Consider the following 24,144-nt stretch of genomic DNA (forward strand, 5'->3'; position numbering starts at 1 on the left):
GGTGAAGGTAGTCGCTATTCTGCCGATACGCCTGCGGGGGTCTGGCCCGGGGTCACCCACGGCGCCCAGAGCCGGGCGAAAAGCCCGTACACCGACTCGATTCGGCGGCACACCACGTCCGGCTCGATCGGCGGACCGTCCGCGGTGCCCAGCCCGTTGCAGGCCACTCCCATCACCACCGACCAGGTGTCGAACAGCAGGCGGATTGCCGGGTGGTCAGCTGCCACACCCATCCGCTGCGCCGCCACGTCCATCACCCGATGATGGAAGCCGCCGGCGCGGAACATGAACGGCGCGAGCCCGAGCGCCGGGGCCGAATTCACGATCGTCAGCAACAGTCGCATCCGCTCGAACGACGCCGACGAACCATACTGCTCGGTGCCGAACGTCTCGAGGTGCGCGCGGGCCAGAGCGTCGTAATGGGTGATGTCGAGCGGCTGGCGGGCCAGGGCGGCGGCCACATCGCCGGCGACCTCGTCCAGGATGGCGGCGAGCACCGCCTCCTTGTTCGAGAAATAGCGGCTGAAGGTGCGCGGGGCAACCTCGGCCGCGGCGGCGATCTGCTCGACGGTGGTGTTGTCGTAACCCTGGTCGACACACAGCTGGACGGCCGCGTCGATCAGCGTCGCCCTGGTGCGCTGCTTTTTGAGTTCGCGCAGGCCAGGCGCGGAAATTCTGGCGACTGGGGCCATGTCGCACCTCCCCCCGCGCCGTCCCGGCGCCCCCCGAGGTCAAACCTTGGAGGGTAGCGCTGAGCCCACCTCCCCCGCGGCGATATCGGTGAATCGGGCGAAGGCGAGCTGCAGCCGGTCGACCATGATGCCCGCACAGTTGTCGTAATCGTCGGACCCGATCACCAACTGACCCCACGCGGCCGCGGTGATCGCGCTCCACACCGACACGACGAGCGCCACTCGCTGATCCCCCGGGTCGACGCACATGCGAGCCGCCACTGCCACGACCAGAGGTGTAAGCGGCATTGATGTTGCCGCCCGCCGCAGCATGTTCGACGAGGAGATAACGTTGACCACTAGGACCAGGCGGTGCGCGGTGAGGGTCGACACGTCCCCGGACTGAACCCCTTGCAATGCCCGAGCGTGCGCGTAGATCAGCGCCGTCAACGGCGGGACTTCCGGGTCGATCACAGCGAGGGCGGTGACGGCGGCGTCGACGAGGTCGTCGAGCACGGTCATCATCACCGCATCCTTGGTGGGGAAATACCGACTGAACGTTCGCGGGGAAACCTCGGCGGCGGCGGCGATCTCCTCGACGGTGGTGTTGTGGTAACCGCGCTCGATGCAGAGCGTGACGGCCGCATCCACGAGCATGGCGCGCGTACGTTGCTTCTTCCGTTCGCGCAGTCCCGGAGGTGGCTGCGCGATCACGTCGGCCACCTCTCGATCGTAGCCGTACCGTGCCGATCTACAGGTTCGCCGACGGCACCCGATAGCGAACAAAAATCGGGACGGCCGCAGCCGCGATCAGCACGCCGACCACCACCAGGGCACCGCCGCCGGCCGCGGCGATCGTGGTGCCGACCACCGCGGCCGCCGCGCCGTGCAAGGCATCGGCCAACCGGGGACCGCCCGCCACGACCACGGTGAACACGCCCTGCAAGCGGCCGCGCAGGTCGTCGGAAGCCACCTGCTGCAGGATCGTCGAGCGGAACGCCGCCGACACCATGTCCGCTGCGCCACCAATCGCCAAGAACGCCAACGCAATCCACAGCATCGTGCCGGCATGTCCGTGCGCGAGCCCGCCGGCGACGCCGAAGCCGACCATGGCCGCACCCCACACCACGATCGAGATCACCACGGCCAGACCCTGACGCTGAATGCGGGGGAACCAGCCGGAGAACACCCCGCCCGCCACCGCACCGACCGACATCGCGGCCGCCAGCAGCGCGATCGTGGTGCCACCCTCGATCGGGGCGCCGAAACTCTGATGCGCCATCTCCGGAAACAACGCCCGCGGCATGCCCAGGATCATCGCGATCAGGTCGACCACGAACGACATCAGCACGACCTTGTTGGCGGACAGGAAGCGGAAGCCCTCGACGACCGAGCGCAGGGCGTCGAAGCCCATCCCCCTCCCGCCGACCGCCGGCGGGATCGGCGCGAGCCGCAACGCCACCAGAACCGGCACCACACAGGTGATCGTGTCGATCAGGTAGAGCGTGGACAGGTCGACCCAGTGCAGCATCACCCCGGCCATCAGCGGGCCGACGATCGCGCCGAACTGGAACACGGTGAAGTTCAACGAGTTGGCCGCGGGCAACTGCGCGCCGGGCAGCATCCGCGGGATGGCGGCCGCCCGGGTCGGGCTATCGATGGCGTAGAACACCTGCTGCACCGCCAGCAGGCACAGCACCGCCCACACGTTGTTCAGGCCGAGGGCGGCCTGCAGCCACAGCAGCAGCGAGGACACCGTAAGGCCGCTGGAGGTGATGATCAGCAACACCCGACGGTCCATGGCGTCGGCCCATGCCCCGCCGAGCAGACCGAACACCACCAGCGGCACCAGCGCGAACACCCCGGACAGACCGACATACGCCGAGTTGTGGGTCAGTGCGTACAGCTGGACGGGGACGGCGAAGATCGTGAGGTTCGCCCCGATGACCGTGATGACGCCGGCCACCCACAGCCGGCGGAAGTCCGGCGTTCTCAGGGGGGTGGTGTCGGCGAAGAGCCGCGCCACCTACGGTTGCAGACGCTCGATGCGCAGGCCCGATGTCGCCGGCCCGGCGGCGCCGACCCCGCCGGTGACGCGAATTCGGTTGTGTACCCGGTTCTCCCGGCCCTGCCAGAACTCGACGACCTCGGGGGCGATCCGGTAGCCACCCCAGTGCGGCGGCACCGGGACCCGCTCGTCGGCGGCGAACCGCTCGGTGACCTCGGCGAGCTGAGCGAGCAGCTCGGCGCGGGAGCCGATCGGGCGCGACTGCGCCGACGCCCACGCCCCCAGCTGGGATCCGCGCGGCCGTTTGGACCAATACTCTTCGGTCTCCTGCGCGCTGACCTTGGTCACCGCGCCGCGGATGTGCACCTGCCGCCCGAGGGCGTACCAGGGGAACGTCACGGCGGCATACGGAGTCGCCGCGAGCTCATCGCCCTTGGCCGAGTCGTAGTTGGTATAGAAAGTGATCCCGGTCTCGTCCACGCTCTTGCACAACACCGTGCGGCTGACCGGTCTTCCCGCGTCGACAGTGGCCAGCACCATGGCGTTGGGCTCGGCGATCCCGGCCGCCTCGGCGTCGGCTATCCACCTGTGCAACAGGGCAAGCCAGCCGTCGGCGAGCCAGTCGACATCGAGGTCGCTGCTGCCGTCCTTCTCGACCGAGCCGTACTCAACGCGCATCGCCGCGAGGCGATCGTCCCTGGGCGTCTCCACGGCCCAACGGTACGCCGCAAACATTCGGCTGCCGGTTACCGACCGGCGGCGACGACCCGATCGCCGAATGCGAGAATCCACCCATGACGGTGGTACCCGACGACTTCGTGCCAGGCCTCGAAGGGGTGGTGGCCTTCACCACCGAGATCGCCGAACCTGATCGAGACGGCGGCGCACTGCGTTATCGCGGTGTGGACATCCAGGAACTGGTCGGCAATCGCGTGACGTTCGGCGACGTGTGGGCGTTGCTCGTCGACGGCAAGTTCGGCAACGGCCTGCGCCCCGCCGAGCCGTTCCCGCTACCCATCCACACCGGCGACGTCCGGGTCGACGTCCAGGCCGGCCTGGCGATGCTGGCGCCGATCTGGGGCTACGCACCGCTGCTGGACATCGATGGCGAAACGGCCCGCGACCACCTCGCGAGGGCGTCTGTGATGGCACTGTCCTACGTCGCCCAGTCCGCCCGCGGCATCTACCGCCCGGCGGTGCCGCAGCGCGTGATCGACGAATGCACCACTGTCACAGAACGTTTCATGACCCGCTGGCAGGGCGAGCCGGATCCTCGGCATGTGGAGGCGATCGACGCCTACTGGGTGTCGGCGGCCGAACACGGGATGAACGCCTCCACGTTCACCGCGCGCGTGATCGCCTCGACCGGAGCGGATGTCGCGGCCGCGATGTCGGGAGCGATCGGCGCGATGAGCGGCCCGCTGCACGGCGGCGCTCCCGCCCGGGTACTGCCGATGATCGAGGAAGTCGAACGCACCGGAGACGCCCGCGCGCGGTGGTCAAAGGCGTCCTGGACCGCAACGAGAAGCTGATGGGCTTCGGCCACCGGGTCTACCGCGCCGAGGACCCGCGAGCACGGGTGCTGCGCGCCACCGCCAAGCGGCTGCAGGCACCGAGGTACGAGGTGGCCGTCGCACTCGAGCAGGCGGCGCTGGCCGAGCTGCGCGAGCGGCGTCCGGACCGGGCGATCGAGACCAACGTGGAGTTCTGGGCCGCAGTGATCCTGGACTTCGCCCAAGTGCCCGCCAAGATGATGCCCGCGATGTTCACCTGCGGTCGCACCGCCGGGTGGTGCGCCCACATCATGGAGCAGAAGCAGCTCGGCAAGCTGGTCCGTCCCTCCGCGATCTATGTCGGTCCGGCACCCCGGCCGCCGGACGCGGTGCAGGGCTGGGACGAGATCGCGCACGCACCCGTCTAGCTGCTCACGCCCGGAACGCCGAGCCCCGCTCCCGGTCCAGATAAGTGTCGGCCTTGTTGCGCAGGAAGAACACGTACACCACCAGCGACACCGCGATGCAAACCGTGACATAGCCGATGAACAGCGGTACCTGGCCCTGCTCCTTGGCCGCCTGGTAGATCAGCGGCGCTGTCCCGCCGAAGATCGAGTTCGCCAGCGCATACCCGACGCCCACCCCGAGCGCCCGCACATGAGCCGGGAACAGCTCCGATTTCACCAGCGCGTTGATCGACGTGTAGCCCGTCAGGATCACGTAGCTCACCGCCACCAGGGCGAAAGATGTCAGGGGTGAACGCGTTTGGGGCAGGTACGTGATGAGCACATAGGTCCACACCAGCCCGCCGACGCCGAAGAACACCAGCATCGGCTTGCGCCCGATCCGGTCACTGAGGATCCCGCCCACCGGCTGCAGCAGCATCAGCAGGATCAGCCCGGTCAGGTTGATCCACGTCGCCGTCATGCCCTCGCCCTTGTACGCGGTCTTGACGATCGCCGGCGCGTTGACGCTGTAGGTGTAGAACGCCACCGTGCCGCCCAGCGTGATCAGGAAGCACAGCAGAAGCGGCCGCCAGTAATCCGTGAACAACGCACGCAGCGACCCGGCGCCGGGGTCCTCCCCCGCCTTGGTCGCCTCGATGACCTCTTCCGATAACGACTCATCCATGGTGCGCCGCAACCAGAACACCACCACCGCGGCGACGCCGCCGACGGCGAACGCAATGCGCCAGCCGAATTCGCGCAGCTGAGCCTCATCGAGACTGGTCTGCAGGATCAGCAGCGTGAGTTGTGCGAGCACGTGTCCGCCGACCAGGGTCACGTATTGGAAGGACGAGAAGAAACCGCGCCGCTCCCGCGTCGCCGCTTCCGACATGTAGGTCGCCGAGGTGCCGTACTCGCCCCCGGTCGCGAAGCCCTGCACCAGCCGGGCCACGATCAGGATGATCGGCGCCGCCATCCCGATCACCGCTTGCGACGGCACCAGCGCAATCACCAACGAGCACAGCGCCATCAGCGACACGCTCACCGTCAGCGCCGCCCGCCGGCCCCTCCGGTCGGCGAAGCGGCCGAAGAACCACGACCCGACGGGCCGCATCACGAAGGTGATCGCGAAGATCGCATACACGTACACCGTCGAGTTCTTCTCGGACTCGTCGAAGAACTGGCCTTCGAAATACGTTGCGAACACGGTGTAGACGTACACGTCGTACCACTCGACCAGGTTGCCCGACGATCCTCGGATCGTGTTCCAGATCGCCCGCCGGGTTTCGGCGGGGCTCGAGCGCGGCACTGTCGTGGTGGTCATCGTCGGCCTCCCTGTGTCAGCCCGAACCGTACTCCACCGCGGGCCTGCGATCGACCATCCGAAGGGCGACCGCACCGTGTTCTGTCGGTGCCCGGTGGTTGCATCAGGGCGGGTGATGAGTTCTGCCCGCCCGCGATGTCTATACCGGCGACGGCCGCTCGGCCGCCACACCTGACAGGAGGCCATCCATGGCGATCGAAATACAACCCGCACTGTCCCCGCACCTGGTCGTCGACGACGCGCCCGCGGCGATCGACTTCTATGTCAAGGCGTTCGGCGCCACCGAGATCGGCCGGGTGCCCCGCCCCGACGGCAAACTGATCCACGCCGCGGTGCAGATCAACGGGGCCATGGTCATGCTCAACGACGACTTCCCGGAGATGTCCGACGGCAAGTCGATGACACCGCCCGCGCTGGGCGGCACGCCGGTGACCATCCACCTGACCGTCACCGACGTCGACCAGAAATTCCAGCAGGCGCTCGACGCCGGCGCCACCGTGGTGATGCCATTGGACGACCAGTTCTGGGGCGACCGCTACGGCATGGTCCGTGATCCGTTCGGCCACCAGTGGTCGCTCGGTCAGCCGGTGCGCGAGGTGAGCTACGACGAGATCCAGCAGGCGATGAGCCAGGCATGATGTACCCGTGACCCAGGATCGGCGCAAGATTCTCTACATCGACCTCGACAACACGATGGTCGACTTCGGCCATCGGATCGAGGGCCTCGATCAGGTCGTGGTGGACAAGTACCGCGGCCGGATGGACGAGGCGCCGGGCATCTTCGCGCTGATGCGTTCGATGCCCGGCGCGATCGAGGCGTTCACCGAACTGTCGGCGCTGTTCGACACCTACTTGCTCTCGACAGCACCGTGGCGCAACCCGTCGGGTTGGCAACACAAGATCGAATGGGTGCACGAACATCTTGGGGCCGAGGAGGATTCACCCGCCTACAAGCGACTCATCCTCACTCACCACAAAGATCTCAACCGCGGTGACTTCCTCGTCGACGACCGGCCCAACAACGGCGCCGAGCGGTTCGAGGGTGAGTGGATTCACTTCGGCTCGGACCGGTTCCCGGACTGGGCCGCCGTGCTGACTTATCTGCGCGAGCAGGCCTAGCGCAACAGCCCGGCGAGGAGCCGCCTGGCCAGGGGTGGCTCCGGCGCCGCGGCGGCCACCGCGACCATCTCGGACACATCGGTGAACTTCACCCGCGCCCGTCCCTCGGCGGCGCCACGGGCCGTCTCGGCGGCGTCGATGGCTCGCCAACCACGGGCGTCGACCACATCGGGCTGACGGGATCGAATCAGCTTGTCCAGCAATGCCGGTCGCACGTCGGGGTCACCCAACAGGCCGGCATTGAAGTCATCCACCAGGTTCGAGACGGTCTGCATGGAACACGATTTGTTGGTGCCGATGAAGCCGGTCGGTCCGCGTTTGATCCAGCCCGCGACGTAGGCGCCGACGATGGGCTCGCCGGTGACGGGATCGATGACCCGTCCGTCCCGGTTGGGGACGACGGCGGCCGACTCGTCGAACGGCAGTCCGGCGATCGGGACGCCGCGGTATCCGATCGAGGTGAGCAGCAAGCCTGCCTCGATCTGCACCAGGTCTTCGGTTCCGGTGCAATGGAATTCGACGCCAGCGACCCGTTCGGTGCCGAGCACCCGGTGGGGCGTCAGCCGGTAGGCCAGCCGTATGCGTCGACGGTCGATGCGTTCGGACGCGACCGGCAGTTTGGCCAAGATCTCGAGTTTGGCGACCGTGACGGCATCGGTGGCAGTGGCCAGATCCTCCTGCACCAGGGCGTGGTCGTCGGCGTCGAGGACAACCTCGGCCGTCGACGTCAGTCCGATGAGCTCGGGCAGGGTGAACGCCGAGTCGGCGGGACGCCGCCGCGCCGCGACGACGACCTCGCGCACCGCCGAGGTTCGCAGGGTGCTCAACGCGGCGTCGGAGATGTCGGTATGGGCCAGGTCGTCGGGGTCGGCGGTCAGGATCCGCGCGACGTCGAGGGCCACGTTGCCGTTGCCGATCACCACCACCCGATCGTGGCGCAGGTCGACGGGCAGCCCGGCGAAATCCGGATGGCCGTTGATCCAGGCCACCGTCTCGGTGGCGGTGCCGGCGCCGGGCAGCTCCATGCCGGGAATGTCGAGCCTGCGGTCGTGCGGCGCTCCGACGGTGTAGAGCACCGCGTGGTGGTGCAGCAGCAGCTCCTCATGGCGGAGATGTTGTCCCACTTCGACATTGAGGTAGAACGTGAAGCGCGGCTGACTGCTGATCCGCTCGAAGAGCCGCGTCACGCCCTTGGTGTGCTGGTGATCGGGAGCGACGCCGGCGCGGACGAGACCGAACGGGGTGGGCAGTTTGTCGAAGACGTTGACCCGCACGCCCTTCTGCGTCAGCAGTTCGTCGGCGGCGTAGATCCCCGCGGGCCCGGAACCGACGACCGCCACCGTCAGATCCCCGCCGCCACGGCGCACCTGCGGCGCGGGCAGCACCGGGGCCAGCTTGGAGGTCGGCGGCAACTTAACCCCCGCGGGCCGCTCGGGATAGAACGCGGCGTTGAGTTCGACGAACGGCAGCTGTTTGTCGGTCAGTTTGCTGTCCGGCGCGATCGCACCGACCGGGCAGGCGCTGACGCATGCCCCGCAGTCGACGCATGCCACCGGATCGATATACAACATCTCGGCGGTCGCGAAGCCAGGCTCATCGGGGCTGGGATGAATGCAGTTGACCGGGCAGGCGTAGACGCAGGACCCGTCGCTACAACAGGACTGGGTGATGACGTGAGGCATGGCAGTGACCGGCGCTACGCGGCGCTCACCACGTGCTGACGGGCGGGCTCGCTGCGGTACCGGCTCGCCGGCCCGTCGATCCGGCAGATCCGCCAGATCAGCTTCGCCAGCGGGTTCATCAGGCCGGTGTCCTCGCACAGCATCCGGACGTCACCGAACATGTCGCGCAGCATCTGCCGTGACTGAGGCGACTTGAAGAAGATCTCCTTGCGCACCGAGCGCGGGATGTCGAATTCCTTCCAGAACGCCTTCGGCGGCACGATGATCGCCGAACACAGCACCCGCATGATCACCGGGACGTGCAACGACAGCCAGAACCGCTTGCGGCGCGGCAGGTGCGGCACGCGCTTGCGCAGGTATTCGTGCGCGAACGAGATGTGCCGGGCCTCCTCGGCGACGTGGATCGCCATGACCCGCTCCATGATCGGGTGCAGCGTCTTGCCTTCGCGCAGAATGGCTTTCTGGGTGTGATCGATGGGCTCTTCGCCCGCGAGGATGCCGAACCAGAACGGGATCGGCAGCGGGCCTGCCGCCAGCGGGATCGCCGGCTGCACCCATTTCAGCAACCGGGGCATACCCGGCACGTCGGCACCGATGTGGTTCACCATCTCCTGGAACATCATCGTGTGGTTGCACTCTTCGACCGCTTCGTGCAGGCAGTACCGGTACTCCGGCGATCCGTTGGGCGCCCAGAACGCGTACTCCATCAGGCCCCGGATGAGGATCGACTCAAAGTGCAGGCCGACCTTGGCGACGTTGGACTGACGCCACATGCCGATCTCGATCTGCCGCTCTTTCGGTTGCGCCTGGTACCACGGGTGCTGCCCGATCGGGTCGGTCGCAGGCAGGATCCAGCGCTCGTCATTCGGGACCACGGCGAACTCGGGCGAATCCCAATCGATGTCGGTGTACGGATTGAAGTTCCTGCGCACCGACCCTTCGGACAGCGTCATCAGCTTCTCCACGTAGGCGGTGTCGTCCAGCACGTCCATGTTGCGACGCCAGCGCTGGATGATCTTGGTTCTCGCCATGACAGTCTCCTCAATAGAGGTTTACATTTGGGCGGGTGTTGTCCAAACGGTACCGCAGGTATCGCATACTGTCCATACCCCATATCCAGGTTTGCTGAACACCTCGGTGTACCCCTCTGTTTCGTGGGCGCCCGCACCAACTTCTAGGCTTGGGGCATGGCTGATCAGCTCGTGATTCCCGATTCCCTGAAGCCCGGCGACGGCCGCTTCGGCTGTGGCCCCTCCAAGGTGCGCCCCGAGCAGCTCGACGCGCTGACGGCATCAGCCGCACTGTTCGGCACCTCGCACCGGCAGGCGCCGGTGAAGAACCTGGTCGGCCGGGTCCGCGACGGCCTGCGGGAATTCTTCTCGCTGCCCGACGGCTACGAGGTGATCCTGGGCAACGGCGGCGCGACCGCGTTCTGGGACGCCGCCGCGTTCGGCTTGATCGAGAAGCGCTCGCTGCATCTCACCTACGGCGAGTTCTCCTCCAAGTTCGCCTCGGCCGCCACGGCCAACCCGTTCATCGACGACCCGATCGTGATCAAGGCGGACGCCGGCAGCGCGCCGGAGCCGCAGTCCGATCCGTCGGTCGACGCGATCGCCTGGGCGCACAACGAGACCTCGACCGGAGTGGCCGTGCCGGTTCGCCGCCCGGAGGGTTCGGAGAACGCCCTCATCCTGATCGACGCGACGTCAGGGGCCGGTGGCCTGCCGGTCGACATCAGCGATGTCGACGCCTACTACTTCGCGCCGCAGAAGAATTTCGCCAGCGACGGCGGCCTGTGGCTGGCGGTCGTCTCCCCCGCCGCGCTGGCACGCATCGAGGCCATCGCCGGGTCGGGCCGCTGGGTGCCCGACTTCCTGTCGCTGCCGATCGCGGTGGACAACAGCCTCAAGAACCAGACGTACAACACCCCGGCGATCGGCACGCTGGTGCTGATGGCCGAGCAGGTCGACTGGATGAACAGCAACGGCGGCCTGGACTGGGCCGTCAAGCGCACCGCCGACTCCTCGCAGCGGCTGTACTCCTGGGCCGAGGCGTCGTCCTACGCCACCCCGTTCGTCAGCGATCCCGCACTGCGGTCGCAGGTCGTCGGCACCATCGATTTCGCCGACGAAGTGGACGCCGCGGCAGTGGCCAAGGTGCTGCGGGCCAACGGCATCGTCGACACCGAGCCGTACCGCAAGCTGGGCCGCAACCAGTTGCGGATCGCGATGTTCCCGGCGATCGAACCCGACGACGTCTCCGCGCTGACCCAGTGCGTCGACTGGGCCGTCGAACATCTCGGCTGACTTGTTCGTCACCCCCGCGTGTCCTAACCGTAATCAAGTCGGGGCTGAGTTAAAGTCCGGGCGAAGGAGGTCGACATGCGAGAACTCAGGGTGATCGGACTCGATGTCGACGGCAGGCACATCATTTGCGAAGGTCCCGACCCGGCCGACAAGTTCACCCTGCAGGTCGACGACCGACTGCGTGCCGCGGTTCGCGGTGACCGGTCGCTGGGCCAGACCCTGAGGGACAAAGAGGTCAAAGGCGTGTTGCGGCCAAGGGACATTCAGGCGCGCATCCGTGCGGGTGCGTCCGTAGAGCAAGTTGCCGCGTCGTCCGGCATGGACATCAGCAAGGTCGAGCGTTTCGCTCACCCGGTGCTCTTGGAGCGTTCGCGGGCGGCCGAGCTGGCCGGCGCCGCGCATCCGGTGCTGGCCGACGGGCCGGCGGTGAACACCCTGCTGGACACCGTCACCACCGCCCTGGTGGCCCGCGGGCACAGCCTCGAGTCGACGTCGTGGGACGCCTGGCGCGGTGAAGACGGCCGCTGGGTGGTGCAGATGTCGTGGCAGGCCGGACTCTCTGACAACGTCGCGCACTTCCGCTTCAGCCCCGGCGCGCACGGTGGCACGGTGTCGGCCCTGGACGACGCCGCCAGCGAGCTGATCGACCCGACGTTCGAGCGTCCGCTGCGGCCGGTGGCCGTCGTCGCACAGCTGGAATTCGAGGAGCAGCAGCCGCCACCGGCGCCGGCCCCGGTCGAGGAGAAGCAGGCACCCGCTCCGGCCCCGGCTCCCGCCCCGGCGCCGCGGGCCAAACGCGCCAAGGCCAAGCCGTCCGTCCCCGGCTGGGAGGACGTCCTGCTCGGGGTCCGTTCCAGCGGCGAGCGCTGACCGACTACTGAGCGGCGGCCATCGCCAACAGGGTGATCCACCCGCCGGCGACGCCGACACCGGCACCGAGCACGAACCAGCGTCGTACCGGAATGCGCCGCCATCCCCATAACGTCGGCGCCAGTCCGCCGACCGCGATCAGGTTCAGCACGATCGCCACCAGTGGATGCACCCGCAGCATGCCGAGGCTGAGCACCACAATCGCGGCGCCCGTCACCGCGGCGACGAAGGCTGCCACGGTCAGACCGGTGCCCCACGGCGTCGTCTCTTCGTTCACGCGAGGGAGCTTATCTACCTGACCCGCTCATCTACCTGACCCGCTCGTAGAACGCCAGCGCCGCCGCCGTCGCAACATTCAGCGAATCGGTACCCCTCGACATCGGGATCCGGACCCGGACGTCGCTGGCTCGCATCACCGTCTCGGTCAGGCCGGGCCCCTCCGCGCCGACCAGCACCGCGACCCTCTCCCCTGCCAGCCCGGCCATCGCCTCGGCCAGGGTCTGCGCAGCCGGATCTGGTGTCATGGCCAACAGCCGGAATCCGCGCTCGCGCAGTTCACCGAGGTCCGCCGGCCAGCGCTCGGCACGGGCGAACGGCACCAGCAGGGCGTGACCCATCGACACCCGCACCGCACGCCGGTACAGCGGGTCGGCGCACCCGGCGCCGAAAATGACCGCGTCCACCCCGAGGCCGGCGGCGTTGCGGAAGATCGAGCCGAGGTTTTCGTGGTCGTTGACGCCTTCGAGCACCGCGACCGTGCGCGCGCCGTCGAGTACCTCCGCCGGCGTGAGCTCCGGTGGCCGGCGGGCCGCCGCGAGCACACCGCGGTTGAGGTGGAAGCCGACCACCTCGGCCATCACCTCGGCCGTGGCGCGAAAGAACGGCGCCCGCACCCCGGACAGGTCGTCACCGAGTTCGGCCAGGCGACGGTCGGTGCCGAGGAACGCGTGCGGGGTGAACCGCGAGGCGATCATCCGCTGGGCGACCAGCACACCCTCGGCGATCACCAATCCCTTGCCGCTGGGGAGGTCCGGTCGGCGGTCGACACTGTTGAGGTCGCGGAAGTCGTCGACGCGGGGATCGCCCGGATCGGTGATATCGACGACTTCTATCGCGCCAAAAGCCTTGTCGCTCACGCGTCTTCGTCGACCAGGACGGTCATGAGGTCCGCGGCCCGCAGCAGGATGTCGCGTTCGTCGCTGTCCAGGGTCGCCAGCCGATTGCGCAGCCACTCCTGACTGGCCCGGCGCTCGCTGTCCACCAGCGCCGCACCGGCGTCGGAGACCGCCACCAGAACCTGACGGCCGTCGGAGGGATGGGAGGTGCGCACCACCAGACCGAGGTCGGCCAGCGATGCGATCACCCGCGTCATCGACGGCGGCCGGACTCGCTCGCGGACCGCCAGCATTCCCGGGGTCATCGCCCCGTCCTTGGCCAGGGTCGCCAGAGCGGACAACTGCGACAGCGTGACCGGTGACTCGGGCCTGCGGAAGCGCAGCTGACGTGCCAGACGCATGACGGCCAGCGACAAATCACTGGCCAGCCGCAGGTCACCGTCTTTCACGACGCAAACAGTACGACACGACAACACCCGATCAATGATGAACCGGCCAACTCCGGTAACTGCACGCCGGGCCGTGGAGTCCATCGGTTACCTTGGACGACAATGCCTTCCGATCATCGCGAACCGAGCCGAGAACCGGCGGCCGAACCCGAGCCGCCCGCGCTGCCCGCAGCGTTGCTGGATCCGTGGCCGGTGATCGTCGTCGGGGCCACGCTGTGGGCGCTGGTGACGATCGTGGCGTTCACCGTCGCGGCGTGCGAGTCCTGGCGCCCGATCGCGCTCGCCGGCCTGGCCACGGGCGTGGTCGGTACCTCGGTTTTCCTGTGGCAGCGCATCGCGGCTCGGCGCGGGGCGCGAGGCGCGCAGACCGGCCTCGAGCCGCGCGGACAATAACCCAGTCACGACGAAGGAGAAACGATGGCAGCGCCGCTGTTGCAAGCAGAAATCGAGATCAACGCCCCGGTCGCCAAGGTCTGGACTTTGCTGTCGGATCTGGGCAACATGCCCAAGTGGAGCCCGCAGTGCCGGCTGATGAAGCCGCTCGGCGCGGTGAAGCCGGGCACCCGGACCTTCAACCTCAATCGTCGCAACAACCTGTTCTGGCCGACGACGTCGACGATCACCGAACTGATTCCGGAGCGCAAGCTGGCGTTCCGGGTCAACGCCAACAACACGGTCTGGAGCTACGAGCTCGAGCCGACCGCCACCGGCACCCGGGTCGTGGAGACCCGGCACGCGGAGAACGGCGTCAAGGCCGTCTCGACGATGACGGTCAACGCGGTGATGGGTGGCGTGCCGAACTTCGAGAAAGAACTGGTCGACGGGATGAACCTGTCGCTGGCGCGCATCAAGGCCGCCGCCGAAGGTTAGGCCGGCTCGCCCGGTTCGGCAGCGTCGGACCCCTCGGTCGTCGCCGGACTTTCGGACGCCTCCGAGGCTTCGGGGGCCGCCGGGCTTTCGGGCACCGCTGGGGTCTCCGCGACTTCCTGGGCTTCCGAGCTTTCCGGGGCTTCCGAGATTTCCGGGGCTTCCGCCACTACCGCTTCTTCCGGGACCGCGGGGGTTTCGGCGACCGTCGTGACCACCTCGACGACCTCGAGCACACCGTCGTCGTACGGGTCATACAGTGGCGATCCCGTGCCCGCCGGCTGCGGGGTGTCCGAGTGCGCACCGCAGCCATATTCGAAGTCGACGACGTGGGAGTCGGCCGCCATCTCGTTGCAGCACACCCCGAACATTGCGCCGAGCGCGCCGGCCAGCGGCACCATGAAGCCGCAATCGCGGCAGACGCGCTTCGTCGCGCGGGCCATCGGCGAATCGGGGCCATGGTCGCCGTCGTGCCAGCGCTGCGCGGTCTCGTCGCGACCGAGCGCGCTGAGCACCTGGCGACGGCCGAAGCCGAGCTCGAAGGCGGTGTCGTCGATCAGCGGATCCCCGGTGGCGGTGTAGCCGGGTGCCAACCGAGGGTCATCCTTGCCGGGAGCCAGCAGGTCACCGGGGCTCAGATCGCCGGGCTTGATGCGTTCGTCCCACGGCACCCAGGCCGGAGCCAGCAAAGCGGTCGGGCCAGGTACCAGCACGACCTCGCTGAGGGTCGCGTGATCAGCGCCTTCGTAGGCCGCGACCACCACCGCCCACTGCCAGCCCTGATAACCGGGCATGTTCGCCAAGAAGCGGTGCGTCGCCGCGGTCTCGTCCTCGAAGCTGACACCGAGGTATTCGCCCACCGTGTCGCCGCTGTGCTCGACGATGGCCTGCCTCGCCTGCTCCACCGCACCGCTCAAAACGGCGGCAACCGCGTCCGACGGCGCGGCGGCCTGCGCCGGTGCCGTGGCTTCTTTCGCGTCAAGGGTGCTGTCCATCGTCACCAATCTTGCCTCACGGCCTGTGTGTGCAGCCACACCGGTCACGTGCGCGCCCGGCATGCCGGGATGGGGGACAATCGTGAGGTGTCTGAGAGCCGGCGTGACGAACCCCGCGCGAATCCGGCGTTCGGCCCCGATCGCCGCTACTCGGCGGGCGCATCCGGAGAACACCCGGGCATGGCCAACTACCCCAGCGACGGGGACGGCTACCGGCGCTCCGACGCCACCCGGCGGTCCAACCCCACCCCCAGCTCCAACCGCTACCTGCCCCCGCTGGGCGAGCAGCGCACCGAGAACCTCGGGCCGCCGCCCGGACCGCGCAGCGCCGACGAACGGGTGACCCGCGGTCGCGGCGCGGCGAACCGCAGCCGCGAGATGGGCACCAAGGTGTACTCGATGGTGCACCGCGCGGCCACGGCCGACGGTGCCGACAAATCCGGTCTGACCGCGCTGACCTGGCCGGTGGTCGCCAACTTCGCGGTGGACTCGGCGATGGCCGTCGCGTTGGCCAACACGCTGTTCTTCGCCGCCGCCTCCGGCGAGAGCAAGGGCAAGGTCGCGCTCTACCTGCTGATCACGATCGCGCCGTTCGCGGTGATCGCACCGCTGATCGGGCCCGCGCTGGATCGCGTCCAGCACGGCAGGCGCGCGGCGCTCGCGATGTCGTTCGTCCTTCGCGCCGCACTGGCGTTCGTGCTGATCATGGATTACGACGGTGTCACCGGCAGCTATCCGTCGTGGGTGCTCTACCCGTGCGCGCTCGGAATGATGGTGCTGTCCAAGTCTTTCAGCGTGCTGCGCAGCGCGGTCACCCCACGGGTCATGCCACCGACGATCGACCTGGTGCGGGTCAATTCGCGGCTGACGATGTTCGGTCTGATCGGGGGCACCATCGTCGGCGGCGGTATCGCGGCCGGGGCCGAATACCTGCTCACCACCGTGTTCCAGCTGCCCGGTGCGCTGTTCGTCGTCGTCTTCGTCGCCGTGGCCGGCGCCTCGTTGTCGATGCGGATCCCGCGCTGGGTGGAGGTCACCGAAGGTGAGGTGCCGGCCACCTTGACCTACCACGGCGAAAGCGGGCCGCAAGGCTGGATCGACGAGCCGGCCGCGAAGACCGGCAGACCACGACAACCGCTGGGTCGCAACATCATCACCTCGTTGTGGGGCAACTGCACGATCAAGGCGATGGTCGGGTTCCTGTTCCTGTATCCGGCGTTCGTCGCCAAGGCGCACCAGGCCAGCGGCTGGGTACAACTGGGCATGCTGGGCCTGCTCGGCGCCGCCGCCGGCATCGGCAACTTCGCGGGCAACTTCACCGCGGCCCGGATGCGGCTGGGCCGGCCCGCGATGCTGGTGGTGCGGTGCACGACCGCGGTGACCGTCATGGCGATGGTGGCCGCGGTCACCGGCAACCTGATCGTCGCGGCGGTGGCCACGCTGGTCACCTCGGGCGCGACCGCGATCGCCAAGGCGTCGCTGGACGCCTCGCTGCAGGACGACCTGCCGGAGGAGTCGCGGGCGTCGGCGTTCGGCCGCTCCGAGTCGGTGCTGCAGTTGGCGTGGGTGATGGGCGGTGCGATCGGAGTGCTGGTGTACACCGAGCTGTGGGTCGGCTTCACCGCGATCAGCGCGCTGCTGATCCTCGGCCTGGCCCAGACCATCGTCAGCTACCGCGGCGATTCACTGATCCCCGGCTTCGGCGGCAACCGTCCGGTGCTGGCCGAACCGGAGGGCGCGTCGGCGGTGACTCACCGGTGAACCGTTGGATCCGATGGCTTTTGGCGATCGTCGTCGTACTGGCATCGGCCGGTGCCGGCGTCACCGCGTGGGCACTGACCCGCGGCACCGAATCGGCCTTCCCCGAGATCAGCGCCTATTCGCACGGCCAGGCGGTGCGCGTCGGGCCGTACGTGTACTGCAACGTGGTGAACCTCAACGACTGCCAGAACCCGCAGACCCAGGGCCAGCTTTCGGTCAGCGAACGCTACCCGGTGCAGCTGTCCGTACCCACCGCGATCGGACGCGCACCGTGGCAGCTGCTGCGCGTGTACGAGGACGAGCGGAATTCCACGACCACCATGTATCGGCCCAATACCGAACTGGCAGTGACGATACCGACGGTCGATCCGCAACGCGGCCGGCTCACCGGCGTCGTCGTGCAGTTGGTCACCCTGGTGCAGGACCAGAACGGCGAGCTGCGCGACGCCCCGCATGCGGAGTGGTCGGTTCGGCTGGCCTGGCCCTAGGGGTTCCAGTCCCGAATCGCGGCGGCAAACTGCTCGGGCGCATCGGATTGGACGAAATGGCCTGCTCCGTCGGCAATCACGGTCCGGTGGTTGGGGAAGGTCCGTTCCCAGCGCCGTAGATCGCTTTCCCTGAAGGCGATGTCGGCATCGCCCCAGATGATGAGCGTGGGGATGTCCGCGATCGCGGGTAGTCCGGCTTCGACCTCGGCGAGGAACGCGCGGCTGGCCGTGAGCTCGCGGGGGAAGATGGCCGACGCGTCACGGCGCGCCGGGCTGTCGAGAGCCTTCTGATAGTGGCCCATCTCGCCACGGTTGGGCTTGGCCAGCCGATGCCCCGCGGGAATCATCAGGTTGACGAACAGATTGAACTGCCGGATCAGCAGACGACCGAACGGCCCGCCCATGACATGGGACATGATCTGCACGTGCGGGGCGTCGGTGGGCCAAGCCCAGGTGTTGCCCACCACCAGCCGGTCGAACACTCCGGGGTGTTTCTCGATCACCGACAACCCGATCGGGCCGCCCCAGTCGTGCACCACCAGCGTCACCTGGGTCAGTTCGAGAGCGTCGATGAACGCGCTGACGACCTCGGCGTGCTCGCTGGGCAGATACCGGTAACCCGGCGCCGCCGTCGACAGTCCGAATCCGGGGTAGTCGATTGCCACGCAACGAAATTCGCTTCGCAGTGCCTTGATGACATCACGGTAGACGAACGACCAGGTCGGGTTGCCGTGCAAGAACAGCACCGTGGGCCCCGAGCCTTCGTCGACGTAGTGCACGGTGTGGCCGTCGATGTCGACGAACCGGCTCTGGAATGGGAACAATTCGTCGTCGACCCACTCGGGCCGCTGCGCCACCGCCATACCGATCCCCTCTTCTGATTCACTTGATATAATCAAGCGGACATTAATTTAGCAAGTGGAGCGTGATGAGTCGAGATTACGGCCAGTACTGCGGACTGGCCCGGGCCCTGGATGTCGTCGGCGACCGGTGGAATCTGCTGATCGTCCGTCAGCTTCTGGTCGCGCCCGCCCGCTACCGCGAGCTGCGCGACGGCCTGCCGGGCATCGCGACCAACCTGCTGACCGACCGGCTCCGCGAACTGGAGAGCGCGGGCGTGGTCGAGCGACGGCTGGCCGAGGACGGCAACGCGATCACCTACGCCCTCACCGAGTGGGGCACCCAGCTGCGCGAACCCATCGAGGGACTGATCCGCTGGTCGACGCCGCTGATGATCCGGGGCGCCCAAGGCGATGAGTTCCGCATCGAGTGGCTTCTGGTGGCGCTGCCCGCACTGTTCACCGGCCGGGCGCCGACCCGATCGGCCACGGTGGCCATCGACGTCGGCGGCGACGTGCTTCAGGTGCGCGCCAACCGATCCGGCGTGGCCGTGAGCCTGCCCGACGGGCGCCCCTTCGACGCCGTCCTCAGAACCGACGCGCAGATCGTCCTCGGCCTCGCCACGGGTCTGCTGACCCTCGATGACGTTGCGGCACAGGTCGATATCGACGGCGACCGAGCCGCAGTGGAGACCGTCTTCGCGCGCTAGCCGGCGCCGTGCCCGGCCGGGACCCGCTCCCCCTCGCGTGTCGGCCCCGGTGGCGTTCCGTCACCAAACGGTCTGCCGCCCAATGCTTCTCGACCGTGTGGCGTCAGCCAGTTCGACAGGTCCGGACCCTTCGGCACGACACCGGTGGGATTGATGTCCGAATGCACGATGTAGTAGTGCTGTTTGATCTGGACGAAGTCGGTGGTATCGCCGAATCCCGGCGTCTGGAACAGATCTCGGGCATAGGCCCAGAGCACCGGCATCTCCGCCAGCTTGGACCAGTTGCACTTGAAGTGGCCGTGGTAGACCGGATCGAAGCGTGCCAGCGTGGTGAACAGCCGCACGTCGGCCTCGGTGATGGTGTCCCCCACCAGAAACCGCTGATCGGCCAGCCGCTCGGAGAGCCAGTCCAGCGCGGTGAACAACCGGTCGTAGGCCTTGTCGTAGGACTCCTGCGAGCCGGCGAACCCGCAGCGGTACACACCGTTGTTCACCTCGGTGTAGATCCTGTGGGCCACCTCGTCGATCTCGTCGCGGAGCGGCTCGGGGTACAGCTGCGGCGCACCGTCGCGGTGGTAGGCGGTCCACTCGGTGGAGAAGTCGAGCGTGATCTGGGCGAAGTCGTTGGTGACCACTTGACCGGTGGACACGTCGACGATCGCCGGCACCGTGATGCCCTTCGGATAATCCGGGAACCGCGCGAAGTAGGCGTCCTGCAGCCGCGGAATCTTCAGCACCGGGTCCACACCACCGGGATCCAGATCGAAGGTCCAGCTGCGTTGGTCGTGCGTGGGCCCGCAGAACCCGATGGACAGTACGTCCTCCAGGCCCAGCAGGCGGCGCACGATGATCGTCCGGTTCGCCCACGGGCACGCCCGCGCGACGATCAGCCGGTATCGGTCGGGTTCGACGGGATATCCGTCAGCACCGTCGGCGGTGATCCTGGTGGTGATGTAGTTGGTATCGCGATTGAATTCGCCGCCTCCGGCGACATAGGCACCCACGACTCCAGTGTGCGCCAGTTAGGCGTCGAGCTCCCGGGCGACTGCCTTCACCACTTCGGACACCCGCCGGGCCACCTTGCGGTCCGGGTAACGCCCCTTGCGCAGCTCGGGCTGCACCGCGCCTTCGAGCAGCGTGATCATGTCCTCGACCATGCCGTGCAGTTCGTCGGGAGTGTGCTTGCGCTCGACGGGCGTGGCCTCACGCCGCGTGCGGGTCAGGCTCGGCGGCGGATCGATCAGCTTGACGCTCAACGCCTGTGGGCCGCGGCGCCCGGATGCCAGCCCGAACTCGACCCGCTGGCCGGCCTTCAGACCTTCGACGCCCTCAGGCAGTGCCGACGCACGGACGTAGACGTCCTCGCCTTCCTCCTGGGACAGGAAGCCGAATCCCTTCTCGGCGTCGTACCACTTCACCTTGCCGGTCGGCACTGGTCTCACCTGCTTGTCTGACGGGGTTCATGACAACATGACGAAGCGTCCCGCCGGTGCAGGACGCGTGCCGGTGATCCTACTCGGGAAGACCTACGGCCAGCACCTGAGTTTAGTTCGGTAGGCTGGGCAAACCGCTGGAGGAGACATGCGCCTGATCCTGAACGTCGTCTGGTTGCTGTTCGGCGGGCTCTGGCTTGCCCTCGGCTACCTGCTGGCGGCACTGGTCAGCTTCGTTCTGATCATCACCATCCCATTCGGCTTCGCCGCGCTGCGGATCGCCAACTATGCGCTGTGGCCGTTCGGGCGGACCATCGTCGACAAGCCGGGTCCGCGGCCCGGCGCACTGGTCGGCAACGTCATCTGGATCGTGTTGTTCGGCGTGTGGCTCGCCATCGGCCACCTGGTGAGCGCGGCGGCGATGGCGATCACGATCATCGGGATCCCGCTGGCCCTGGCCAACCTCAAACTCATCCCGGTCTCCCTTGTCCCGCTGGGCAAGGAGATCGTGCCCGCCGACCATGCTCGGGTGGCGGCATGACCGTGATCGGCCTGGGAGTGCCTGCGATCCGCCGTGATGACGACGCGCCGCCGGCGGACATGCCGCGCAGCGGACCGCTCGTCGACACCTTCGGCCGGGTGGCCACCGATCTGAGGGTGTCGCTGACCGACCGGTGCAATCTGCGCTGTACCTATTGCATGCCCGCCGAGGGACTGGACTGGCTGCCCGGCGACGATCTGCTGACCCGCGACGAGTTGGTGCGGCTTCTGACGTTGGCGGTGACCCGGCTCGGCATCACCAGCGTGCGCTTCACCGGTGGCGAGCCACTGCTGTATCGCGGGCTCGAAGACTTGGTGTCCGCGGTGGCCGCTCTGCGCCCGCGTCCCGAGATCGCTCTGACCACCAACGGGGTGGGCCTGGCCCGCCGCGCCCGCGCACTGGCCGATGCGGGTCTGAATCGGGTCAACGTGTCGCTCGACAGCCTCGACGCCGAACAGTTCGCCGCCATCACCCGGCGCGACCGCCTCTCCGATGTGCTCGACGGTCTGTCCGCGGCGTCCGAGGCCGGTCTGGGGCCGGTCAAGGTCAACGCGGTCCTGGATGCGATCAGCGGCCTCGACGACGCCGTCGAACTGTTGGAGTACTGCCTGCGCTACGGCTACCAGTTGCGCATCATCGAGCAGATGCCGCTCGACGCCGGCCACCTGTGGCGCCGGGATGCCAACCTGGGCGCCGACGAGATCTACGCGGCGCTGGCGAAGCGCTTCACCCTCACCGCGGACCCGGCACCGCGCGGATCGGCTCCGGCCCAGCTCTGGCAGGTCAACGGGGGCCCGGCGACGGTCGGGATCATCGCCTCGGTCTCGCACGCGTTCTGCTCGGCCTGCGACCGGACCCGCCTGACCGCCGACGGACAGATCCGTAACTGCCTGTTCGCTGCCGAGGAGACGGATCTGAGGGCGCTGCTCCGAAACGGCGCCGACGACACCGTGCTGGAGTCGGTGTGGCGTGCCGCGATGTGGCGCAAGGCGGCCGGCCACGGCATCAACGATCCGGATTTCGTTCAGCCCCAACGGCCGATGAGCGCGATCGGCGGCTGAGGTGGCCGAGCAGGTAGAGGTGACTGTGCGCTTCTTCGCCGCGGCTCGCGCCGCCGCGGGCATCGAGTCGGATCTGCTCACCGTGCACCCCGGCGCGACTGTCGCCGATGTGGTGAACGAATTGGCTTGTCGCAACGCGGAATTAGCGCGGGTGTTACAGCGCTGTTCATATCTGCGCGACGGAATCGCGGTACGAAATACCGCGACGGCCCTGCAATCCGGCCAAACTCTGGACGTGTTACCCCCGTTTGCCGGCGGTTGAGCGTGATTTGCGTCACATCACGATCAGGTAACGAGATGGCCACGGTCCGGTTTAGTGCCGTAACTACCTGGGCGAACGTCGAGCTATCTAGGGGCTTTAACCTTTTTTAAGGTTTGCCAGTACCAGAAACGCCCGGATTTGCAAAAGATGACGCGTCTCCCTGATCCCACTACCGTCACTCGGAGGTCAGCCCCCTCAACCCGGGAAGACCCTCTTCGCTCTTAGCGCTGAGCTCCATCCAAGGAGCGAAGAGACCAACGAACACCATGGATGGAGGCGGGGGACCCACCGGTCCACCGATAGGACTCGGAGCCACAAACTCCTTGGGGTGAAGCCGAAATCGTTTCCACCAGAGACGACGACGGCCGGGCGACCTCTCCAGCCCGAACCCGACAGCTGACCTCGCAGGCGCATTGAAGAGAGGAACACTTCGCCATATGAGTGGACGGCATCGCAAGCCCACTTCATCGTCAGTCAGCGTCGCCAAGATCGCGGTCACCGGTGCGGTCATCGGAGGCGGCAGCCTCGCCCTTGCCGGCCAGGCCCAAGCGGCTCCCGATGCCGAATGGGACCAGGTCGCCCGCTGTGAGTCCGGCGGCAACTGGGGCATCAACACCGGCAACGGCTACCAGGGGGGCCTGCAGTTCTCCCCCAGCACGTGGTCCGCGCACGGCGGCGGTCAGTACGCCCCTGCCGCGAACATGGCCAGCAAGGATCAGCAGATCGCCATCGCCGAGCGCGTCCTGGCCAGCCAGGGCCGTGGCGCCTGGCCGGTGTGCGGACGTGGCCTGTCGGGTGCGACCCCGCGCAATGTGGTGAACGAGCCCACCCCGGCGGACGCGCAGATTCAGCCCGCCGGCTTCGAGGCCCCCGCTCCGGACGCCCCGGCACCGGATGCACCGGCAGATCTGCCGCCCGCCCCGCAGGACATGCCCCCGGCTCCCCAGGACATGCCCCCGGCACCGCAGGACATGCCCCCGGCACCGCAGGACATGCCGCCGGCACCCCAGGACATGCCGCCGGCACCTCAAGATCTCCCGCCGGCCCCGCAGGACATGCCGCCGGCACCCCAGGATCTTCCGCCGGCCCCCGCCGACCTGCCGCCCGCTCCGCAGCCGGACGTCGTCCCGGTTGCTCAGGAAGTCGCCCCGCCGGCCGCCGAGCCCGTCATCGACACCGCTCTTCAGGTACCCGCCCCCGAGGCACCTGCACATCCTGACGAGCAGACCGTCACGGTCCAGGCGGCGTCGATCCACTTCGTGCCCCAGGCTCCGGCGGACCCCGCGGTTCCGCCGACCTTGCCGCCGGCGCCCGCCCCCGCACCGGCCGACCCGGCCGCGGCGCCCGCCCCGGGCACCGATGTGGTCGCCGCCAGCCCGACCGGACAGCTGCCCGACGGCGTGCCGCACCTGACGAGCCCGGAGAACCTGCCGCCAGGCACCAGCGATCAGCCGGAGGGCCCGCAGGAGGGTCCGAACGTCACGTACCTCAAGGAACTGTGGCACGCGATCCAGACGCAGCAGGTCAGCAAGGGCGATGCACTGCTTGCCCTGACCCAGCGTCCGCTGAACACCCCGGTGACCAACGATCCGAGCATGGGCACCCCGCCCGGGGATCCGAACGCTCCGGCGCCGGCTCCGGCCGACCCGAACGCGCCGCTGGTTCCGGCCGCACCGGCCCCCGCGCCGGCACCGGCTCAGTAAG

27 protein-coding genes, 1 pseudogene and 1 riboswitch are annotated in these 24,144 nt (G+C 68.0%); of the genes and pseudogenes, 14 read left to right on the forward strand and 14 right to left on the reverse strand.

From position 1 onward, the window contains the following. Positions 1–14: 14 nt before the first annotated feature. The 4 genes from D3H54_RS24305 to pdxH are packed head-to-tail and all read right to left on the reverse strand — an operon-like array spanning position 15 to position 3,357. On the reverse strand, positions 15–692 hold the full coding sequence (locus D3H54_RS24305) for a TetR/AcrR family transcriptional regulator (protein ID WP_149381921.1): 678 nt from the start codon (positions 690–692) through the stop codon (positions 15–17). 39 nt (positions 693–731) lie between these two features. Further along, on the reverse strand, positions 732–1,394 hold the full coding sequence (locus D3H54_RS24310) for a TetR/AcrR family transcriptional regulator (protein ID WP_149381923.1): 663 nt from the start codon (positions 1,392–1,394) through the stop codon (positions 732–734). Between the two features lie 28 nt (positions 1,395–1,422). Then, positions 1,423–2,697, reverse strand: coding sequence for an MFS transporter (locus D3H54_RS24315; RefSeq protein ID WP_149381925.1), 1,275 nt, complete (start codon positions 2,695–2,697; stop codon positions 1,423–1,425). After that, positions 2,698–3,357, reverse strand: a complete 660-nt coding sequence (gene pdxH / locus D3H54_RS24320; RefSeq protein ID WP_149383716.1) for a pyridoxamine 5'-phosphate oxidase — start codon at positions 3,355–3,357, stop codon at positions 2,698–2,700. It abuts the gene before it with no gap. A 116-nt stretch (positions 3,358–3,473) separates the two neighbouring features. Between pdxH and D3H54_RS24325 the strand changes: the two are divergent. Then, positions 3,474–4,600, forward strand: a pseudogene (locus D3H54_RS24325) (citrate synthase 2). A gap of 4 nt (positions 4,601–4,604) precedes the next feature. Here the strand turns inward: D3H54_RS24325 and D3H54_RS24330 are convergent. Then, positions 4,605–5,942 carry an MFS transporter gene (locus D3H54_RS24330; protein WP_149381927.1) on the reverse strand — a complete coding sequence of 446 codons (1,338 nt, stop codon included), beginning with the start codon at positions 5,940–5,942 and terminating at the stop codon, positions 4,605–4,607. Between the two features lie 188 nt (positions 5,943–6,130). Between D3H54_RS24330 and D3H54_RS24335 the strand changes: the two genes are divergently transcribed. Together D3H54_RS24335 and D3H54_RS24340 are read left to right on the forward strand one after the other, a co-directional pair. Next, positions 6,131–6,580, forward strand: a complete 450-nt coding sequence (locus tag D3H54_RS24335) for a VOC family protein (RefSeq protein ID WP_149381929.1) — start codon at positions 6,131–6,133, stop codon at positions 6,578–6,580. Positions 6,581–6,587: 7 nt separating this feature from the next. After that, positions 6,588–7,061 (forward strand): 5' nucleotidase, NT5C type, encoded by a 474-nt coding sequence (locus D3H54_RS24340; protein WP_286198996.1) that lies wholly within the window; start codon positions 6,588–6,590, stop codon positions 7,059–7,061. On the opposite strand, the gene D3H54_RS24345 is transcribed toward D3H54_RS24340, so the two are convergent. Together D3H54_RS24345 and D3H54_RS24350 are read right to left on the reverse strand one after the other, a co-directional pair. Then, a complete protein-coding gene (locus tag D3H54_RS24345; RefSeq protein ID WP_149381931.1) occupies positions 7,058–8,743 on the reverse strand; it encodes an FAD-dependent oxidoreductase in 1,686 nt (561 codons plus the stop codon). The two genes, D3H54_RS24340 and D3H54_RS24345, sit on opposite strands and share 4 nt — an antisense overlap. Before the next feature lie 14 nt (positions 8,744–8,757). Next, positions 8,758–9,774 (reverse strand): AurF N-oxygenase family protein, encoded by a 1,017-nt coding sequence (locus tag D3H54_RS24350; protein ID WP_149381933.1) that lies wholly within the window; start codon positions 9,772–9,774, stop codon positions 8,758–8,760. 156 nt (positions 9,775–9,930) lie between these two features. Between D3H54_RS24350 and serC the strand changes: the two genes are divergently transcribed. Together serC and sepH are read left to right on the forward strand one after the other, a co-directional pair. Next, the gene (gene serC / locus D3H54_RS24355; RefSeq protein WP_149381935.1) at positions 9,931–11,049 is read left to right on the forward strand and encodes a phosphoserine transaminase; all 1,119 of its coding nucleotides are present in this window, start codon (positions 9,931–9,933) and stop codon (positions 11,047–11,049) included. Between the two features lie 75 nt (positions 11,050–11,124). Then, positions 11,125–11,919 (forward strand): septation protein SepH, encoded by a 795-nt coding sequence (gene sepH / locus D3H54_RS24360; RefSeq protein WP_149381937.1) that lies wholly within the window; start codon positions 11,125–11,127, stop codon positions 11,917–11,919. A gap of 4 nt (positions 11,920–11,923) precedes the next feature. On the opposite strand, the gene D3H54_RS24365 is transcribed toward sepH, so the two are convergent. Genes D3H54_RS24365 through D3H54_RS24375 form a run of 3 tightly spaced genes read right to left on the reverse strand, consistent with a single transcriptional unit; the run spans position 11,924 to position 13,483 of the window. Continuing rightward, on the reverse strand, positions 11,924–12,196 hold the full coding sequence (locus D3H54_RS24365) for a DUF2537 domain-containing protein (RefSeq protein ID WP_149381939.1): 273 nt from the start codon (positions 12,194–12,196) through the stop codon (positions 11,924–11,926). Positions 12,197–12,227: 31 nt separating this feature from the next. Continuing rightward, positions 12,228–13,055, reverse strand: coding sequence for a TrmH family RNA methyltransferase (locus D3H54_RS24370; protein WP_168214961.1), 828 nt, complete (start codon positions 13,053–13,055; stop codon positions 12,228–12,230). After that, complete coding sequence (locus D3H54_RS24375) at positions 13,052–13,483, reverse strand: Rv0880 family HTH-type transcriptional regulator (RefSeq protein WP_149381941.1); 432 nt, start codon at positions 13,481–13,483, stop codon at positions 13,052–13,054. The genes D3H54_RS24370 and D3H54_RS24375 overlap by 4 nt, the downstream gene beginning before the upstream one ends. Positions 13,484–13,585: 102 nt before the next feature. Here D3H54_RS24375 and D3H54_RS24380 point away from each other — a divergent pair, with 102 nt between their 5' ends. Continuing rightward, positions 13,586–13,876 (forward strand): DUF2530 domain-containing protein, encoded by a 291-nt coding sequence (locus tag D3H54_RS24380; RefSeq protein ID WP_149381943.1) that lies wholly within the window; start codon positions 13,586–13,588, stop codon positions 13,874–13,876. A gap of 24 nt (positions 13,877–13,900) precedes the next feature. Next, a complete protein-coding gene (locus D3H54_RS24385) occupies positions 13,901–14,353 on the forward strand; it encodes an SRPBCC family protein (RefSeq protein WP_149381945.1) in 453 nt (150 codons plus the stop codon). On the opposite strand, the gene D3H54_RS24390 is transcribed toward D3H54_RS24385, so the two are convergent. Further along, positions 14,350–15,345 (reverse strand): DUF3027 domain-containing protein, encoded by a 996-nt coding sequence (locus D3H54_RS24390; protein WP_149381947.1) that lies wholly within the window; start codon positions 15,343–15,345, stop codon positions 14,350–14,352. The two genes, D3H54_RS24385 and D3H54_RS24390, sit on opposite strands and share 4 nt — an antisense overlap. A gap of 180 nt (positions 15,346–15,525) precedes the next feature. Between D3H54_RS24390 and D3H54_RS24395 the strand changes: the two genes are divergently transcribed. Both D3H54_RS24395 and D3H54_RS24400 read left to right on the forward strand, forming a co-directional pair. Beyond that, a complete protein-coding gene (locus tag D3H54_RS24395; RefSeq protein ID WP_286199322.1) occupies positions 15,526–17,106 on the forward strand; it encodes an MFS transporter in 1,581 nt (526 codons plus the stop codon). After that, on the forward strand, positions 17,103–17,594 hold the full coding sequence (locus D3H54_RS24400) for a DUF2771 domain-containing protein (protein WP_149381951.1): 492 nt from the start codon (positions 17,103–17,105) through the stop codon (positions 17,592–17,594). Before D3H54_RS24395 ends, D3H54_RS24400 begins: the two co-directional genes overlap by 4 nt. Here D3H54_RS24400 and D3H54_RS24405 read toward each other — a convergent pair. Beyond that, positions 17,591–18,457, reverse strand: coding sequence for an alpha/beta fold hydrolase (locus D3H54_RS24405; RefSeq protein WP_149381953.1), 867 nt, complete (start codon positions 18,455–18,457; stop codon positions 17,591–17,593). The genes D3H54_RS24400 and D3H54_RS24405 overlap by 4 nt on opposite strands. Before the next feature lie 65 nt (positions 18,458–18,522). On the opposite strand from D3H54_RS24405, the gene D3H54_RS24410 reads away from it, so the two are divergent. Further along, the gene (locus tag D3H54_RS24410) at positions 18,523–19,143 is read left to right on the forward strand and encodes a winged helix-turn-helix transcriptional regulator (protein ID WP_149381955.1); all 621 of its coding nucleotides are present in this window, start codon (positions 18,523–18,525) and stop codon (positions 19,141–19,143) included. On the opposite strand, the gene D3H54_RS24415 is transcribed toward D3H54_RS24410, so the two are convergent. Beyond that, positions 19,140–20,147: a glutathione S-transferase family protein gene (locus D3H54_RS24415; protein ID WP_168214962.1), complete on the reverse strand. Its 1,008-nt coding sequence runs from the start codon at positions 20,145–20,147 to the stop codon at positions 19,140–19,142. The genes D3H54_RS24410 and D3H54_RS24415 overlap by 4 nt on opposite strands. 18 nt (positions 20,148–20,165) lie before the next feature. After that, the gene (locus D3H54_RS24420; protein WP_036341333.1) at positions 20,166–20,576 is read right to left on the reverse strand and encodes a cold-shock protein; all 411 of its coding nucleotides are present in this window, start codon (positions 20,574–20,576) and stop codon (positions 20,166–20,168) included. Between the two features lie 148 nt (positions 20,577–20,724). Between D3H54_RS24420 and D3H54_RS24425 the strand changes: the two genes are divergently transcribed. From D3H54_RS24425 to D3H54_RS24440, 4 genes are all read left to right on the forward strand, one after another. Then, complete coding sequence (locus tag D3H54_RS24425) at positions 20,725–21,117, forward strand: YccF domain-containing protein (RefSeq protein WP_149381958.1); 393 nt, start codon at positions 20,725–20,727, stop codon at positions 21,115–21,117. Beyond that, positions 21,114–22,178: a GTP 3',8-cyclase MoaA gene (moaA, locus tag D3H54_RS24430; protein WP_149381960.1), complete on the forward strand. Its 1,065-nt coding sequence runs from the start codon at positions 21,114–21,116 to the stop codon at positions 22,176–22,178. The genes D3H54_RS24425 and moaA overlap by 4 nt, the downstream gene beginning before the upstream one ends. A 1-nt stretch (position 22,179) precedes the next feature. Further along, positions 22,180–22,440: a MoaD/ThiS family protein gene (locus D3H54_RS24435; RefSeq protein WP_149381962.1), complete on the forward strand. Its 261-nt coding sequence runs from the start codon at positions 22,180–22,182 to the stop codon at positions 22,438–22,440. A 245-nt stretch (positions 22,441–22,685) separates the two neighbouring features. Further along, positions 22,686–22,866: riboswitch (cyclic di-AMP (ydaO/yuaA leader) on the forward strand. Between the two features lie 11 nt (positions 22,867–22,877). Next, positions 22,878–24,143 (forward strand): transglycosylase family protein, encoded by a 1,266-nt coding sequence (locus D3H54_RS24440; protein ID WP_149381964.1) that lies wholly within the window; start codon positions 22,878–22,880, stop codon positions 24,141–24,143. Position 24,144 lies beyond the last annotated feature (1 nt).

Origin of the sequence: Mycobacterium sp. ELW1 (genome assembly GCF_008329905.1) — a bacterium.
Taxonomy (GTDB): Bacteria; Actinomycetota; Actinomycetes; order Mycobacteriales; family Mycobacteriaceae; genus Mycobacterium.

What these genes read in the sequence shown, in the direction of transcription:
- D3H54_RS24395 (WP_286199322.1), top strand. Translation starts at nt 15,526, where the DNA reads ATGGCCAACTACCCCAGCGACGGGGACGGCTACCGGCGCTCCGACGCC.
- D3H54_RS24440 (WP_149381964.1), top strand. Translation starts at nt 22,878, where the DNA reads ATGAGTGGACGGCATCGCAAGCCCACTTCATCGTCAGTCAGCGTCGCC.
- D3H54_RS24405 (WP_149381953.1), bottom strand. Translation starts at nt 18,457, where the DNA reads ATGGCGGTGGCGCAGCGGCCCGAGTGGGTCGACGACGAATTGTTCCCA.
- D3H54_RS24410 (WP_149381955.1), top strand. Translation starts at nt 18,523, where the DNA reads ATGAGTCGAGATTACGGCCAGTACTGCGGACTGGCCCGGGCCCTGGAT.
- D3H54_RS24390 (WP_149381947.1), bottom strand. Translation starts at nt 15,345, where the DNA reads ATGGACAGCACCCTTGACGCGAAAGAAGCCACGGCACCGGCGCAGGCC.
- moaA (WP_149381960.1), top strand. Translation starts at nt 21,114, where the DNA reads ATGACCGTGATCGGCCTGGGAGTGCCTGCGATCCGCCGTGATGACGAC.
- D3H54_RS24380 (WP_149381943.1), top strand. Translation starts at nt 13,586, where the DNA reads ATGCCTTCCGATCATCGCGAACCGAGCCGAGAACCGGCGGCCGAACCC.
- serC (WP_149381935.1), top strand. Translation starts at nt 9,931, where the DNA reads ATGGCTGATCAGCTCGTGATTCCCGATTCCCTGAAGCCCGGCGACGGC.
- D3H54_RS24305 (WP_149381921.1), bottom strand. Translation starts at nt 692, where the DNA reads ATGGCCCCAGTCGCCAGAATTTCCGCGCCTGGCCTGCGCGAACTCAAA.
- pdxH (WP_149383716.1), bottom strand. Translation starts at nt 3,357, where the DNA reads ATGCGCGTTGAGTACGGCTCGGTCGAGAAGGACGGCAGCAGCGACCTC.
- D3H54_RS24350 (WP_149381933.1), bottom strand. Translation starts at nt 9,774, where the DNA reads ATGGCGAGAACCAAGATCATCCAGCGCTGGCGTCGCAACATGGACGTG.
- sepH (WP_149381937.1), top strand. Translation starts at nt 11,125, where the DNA reads ATGCGAGAACTCAGGGTGATCGGACTCGATGTCGACGGCAGGCACATC.
- D3H54_RS24425 (WP_149381958.1), top strand. Translation starts at nt 20,725, where the DNA reads ATGCGCCTGATCCTGAACGTCGTCTGGTTGCTGTTCGGCGGGCTCTGG.
- D3H54_RS24345 (WP_149381931.1), bottom strand. Translation starts at nt 8,743, where the DNA reads ATGCCTCACGTCATCACCCAGTCCTGTTGTAGCGACGGGTCCTGCGTC.
- D3H54_RS24330 (WP_149381927.1), bottom strand. Translation starts at nt 5,942, where the DNA reads ATGACCACCACGACAGTGCCGCGCTCGAGCCCCGCCGAAACCCGGCGG.
- D3H54_RS24385 (WP_149381945.1), top strand. Translation starts at nt 13,901, where the DNA reads ATGGCAGCGCCGCTGTTGCAAGCAGAAATCGAGATCAACGCCCCGGTC.
- D3H54_RS24335 (WP_149381929.1), top strand. Translation starts at nt 6,131, where the DNA reads ATGGCGATCGAAATACAACCCGCACTGTCCCCGCACCTGGTCGTCGAC.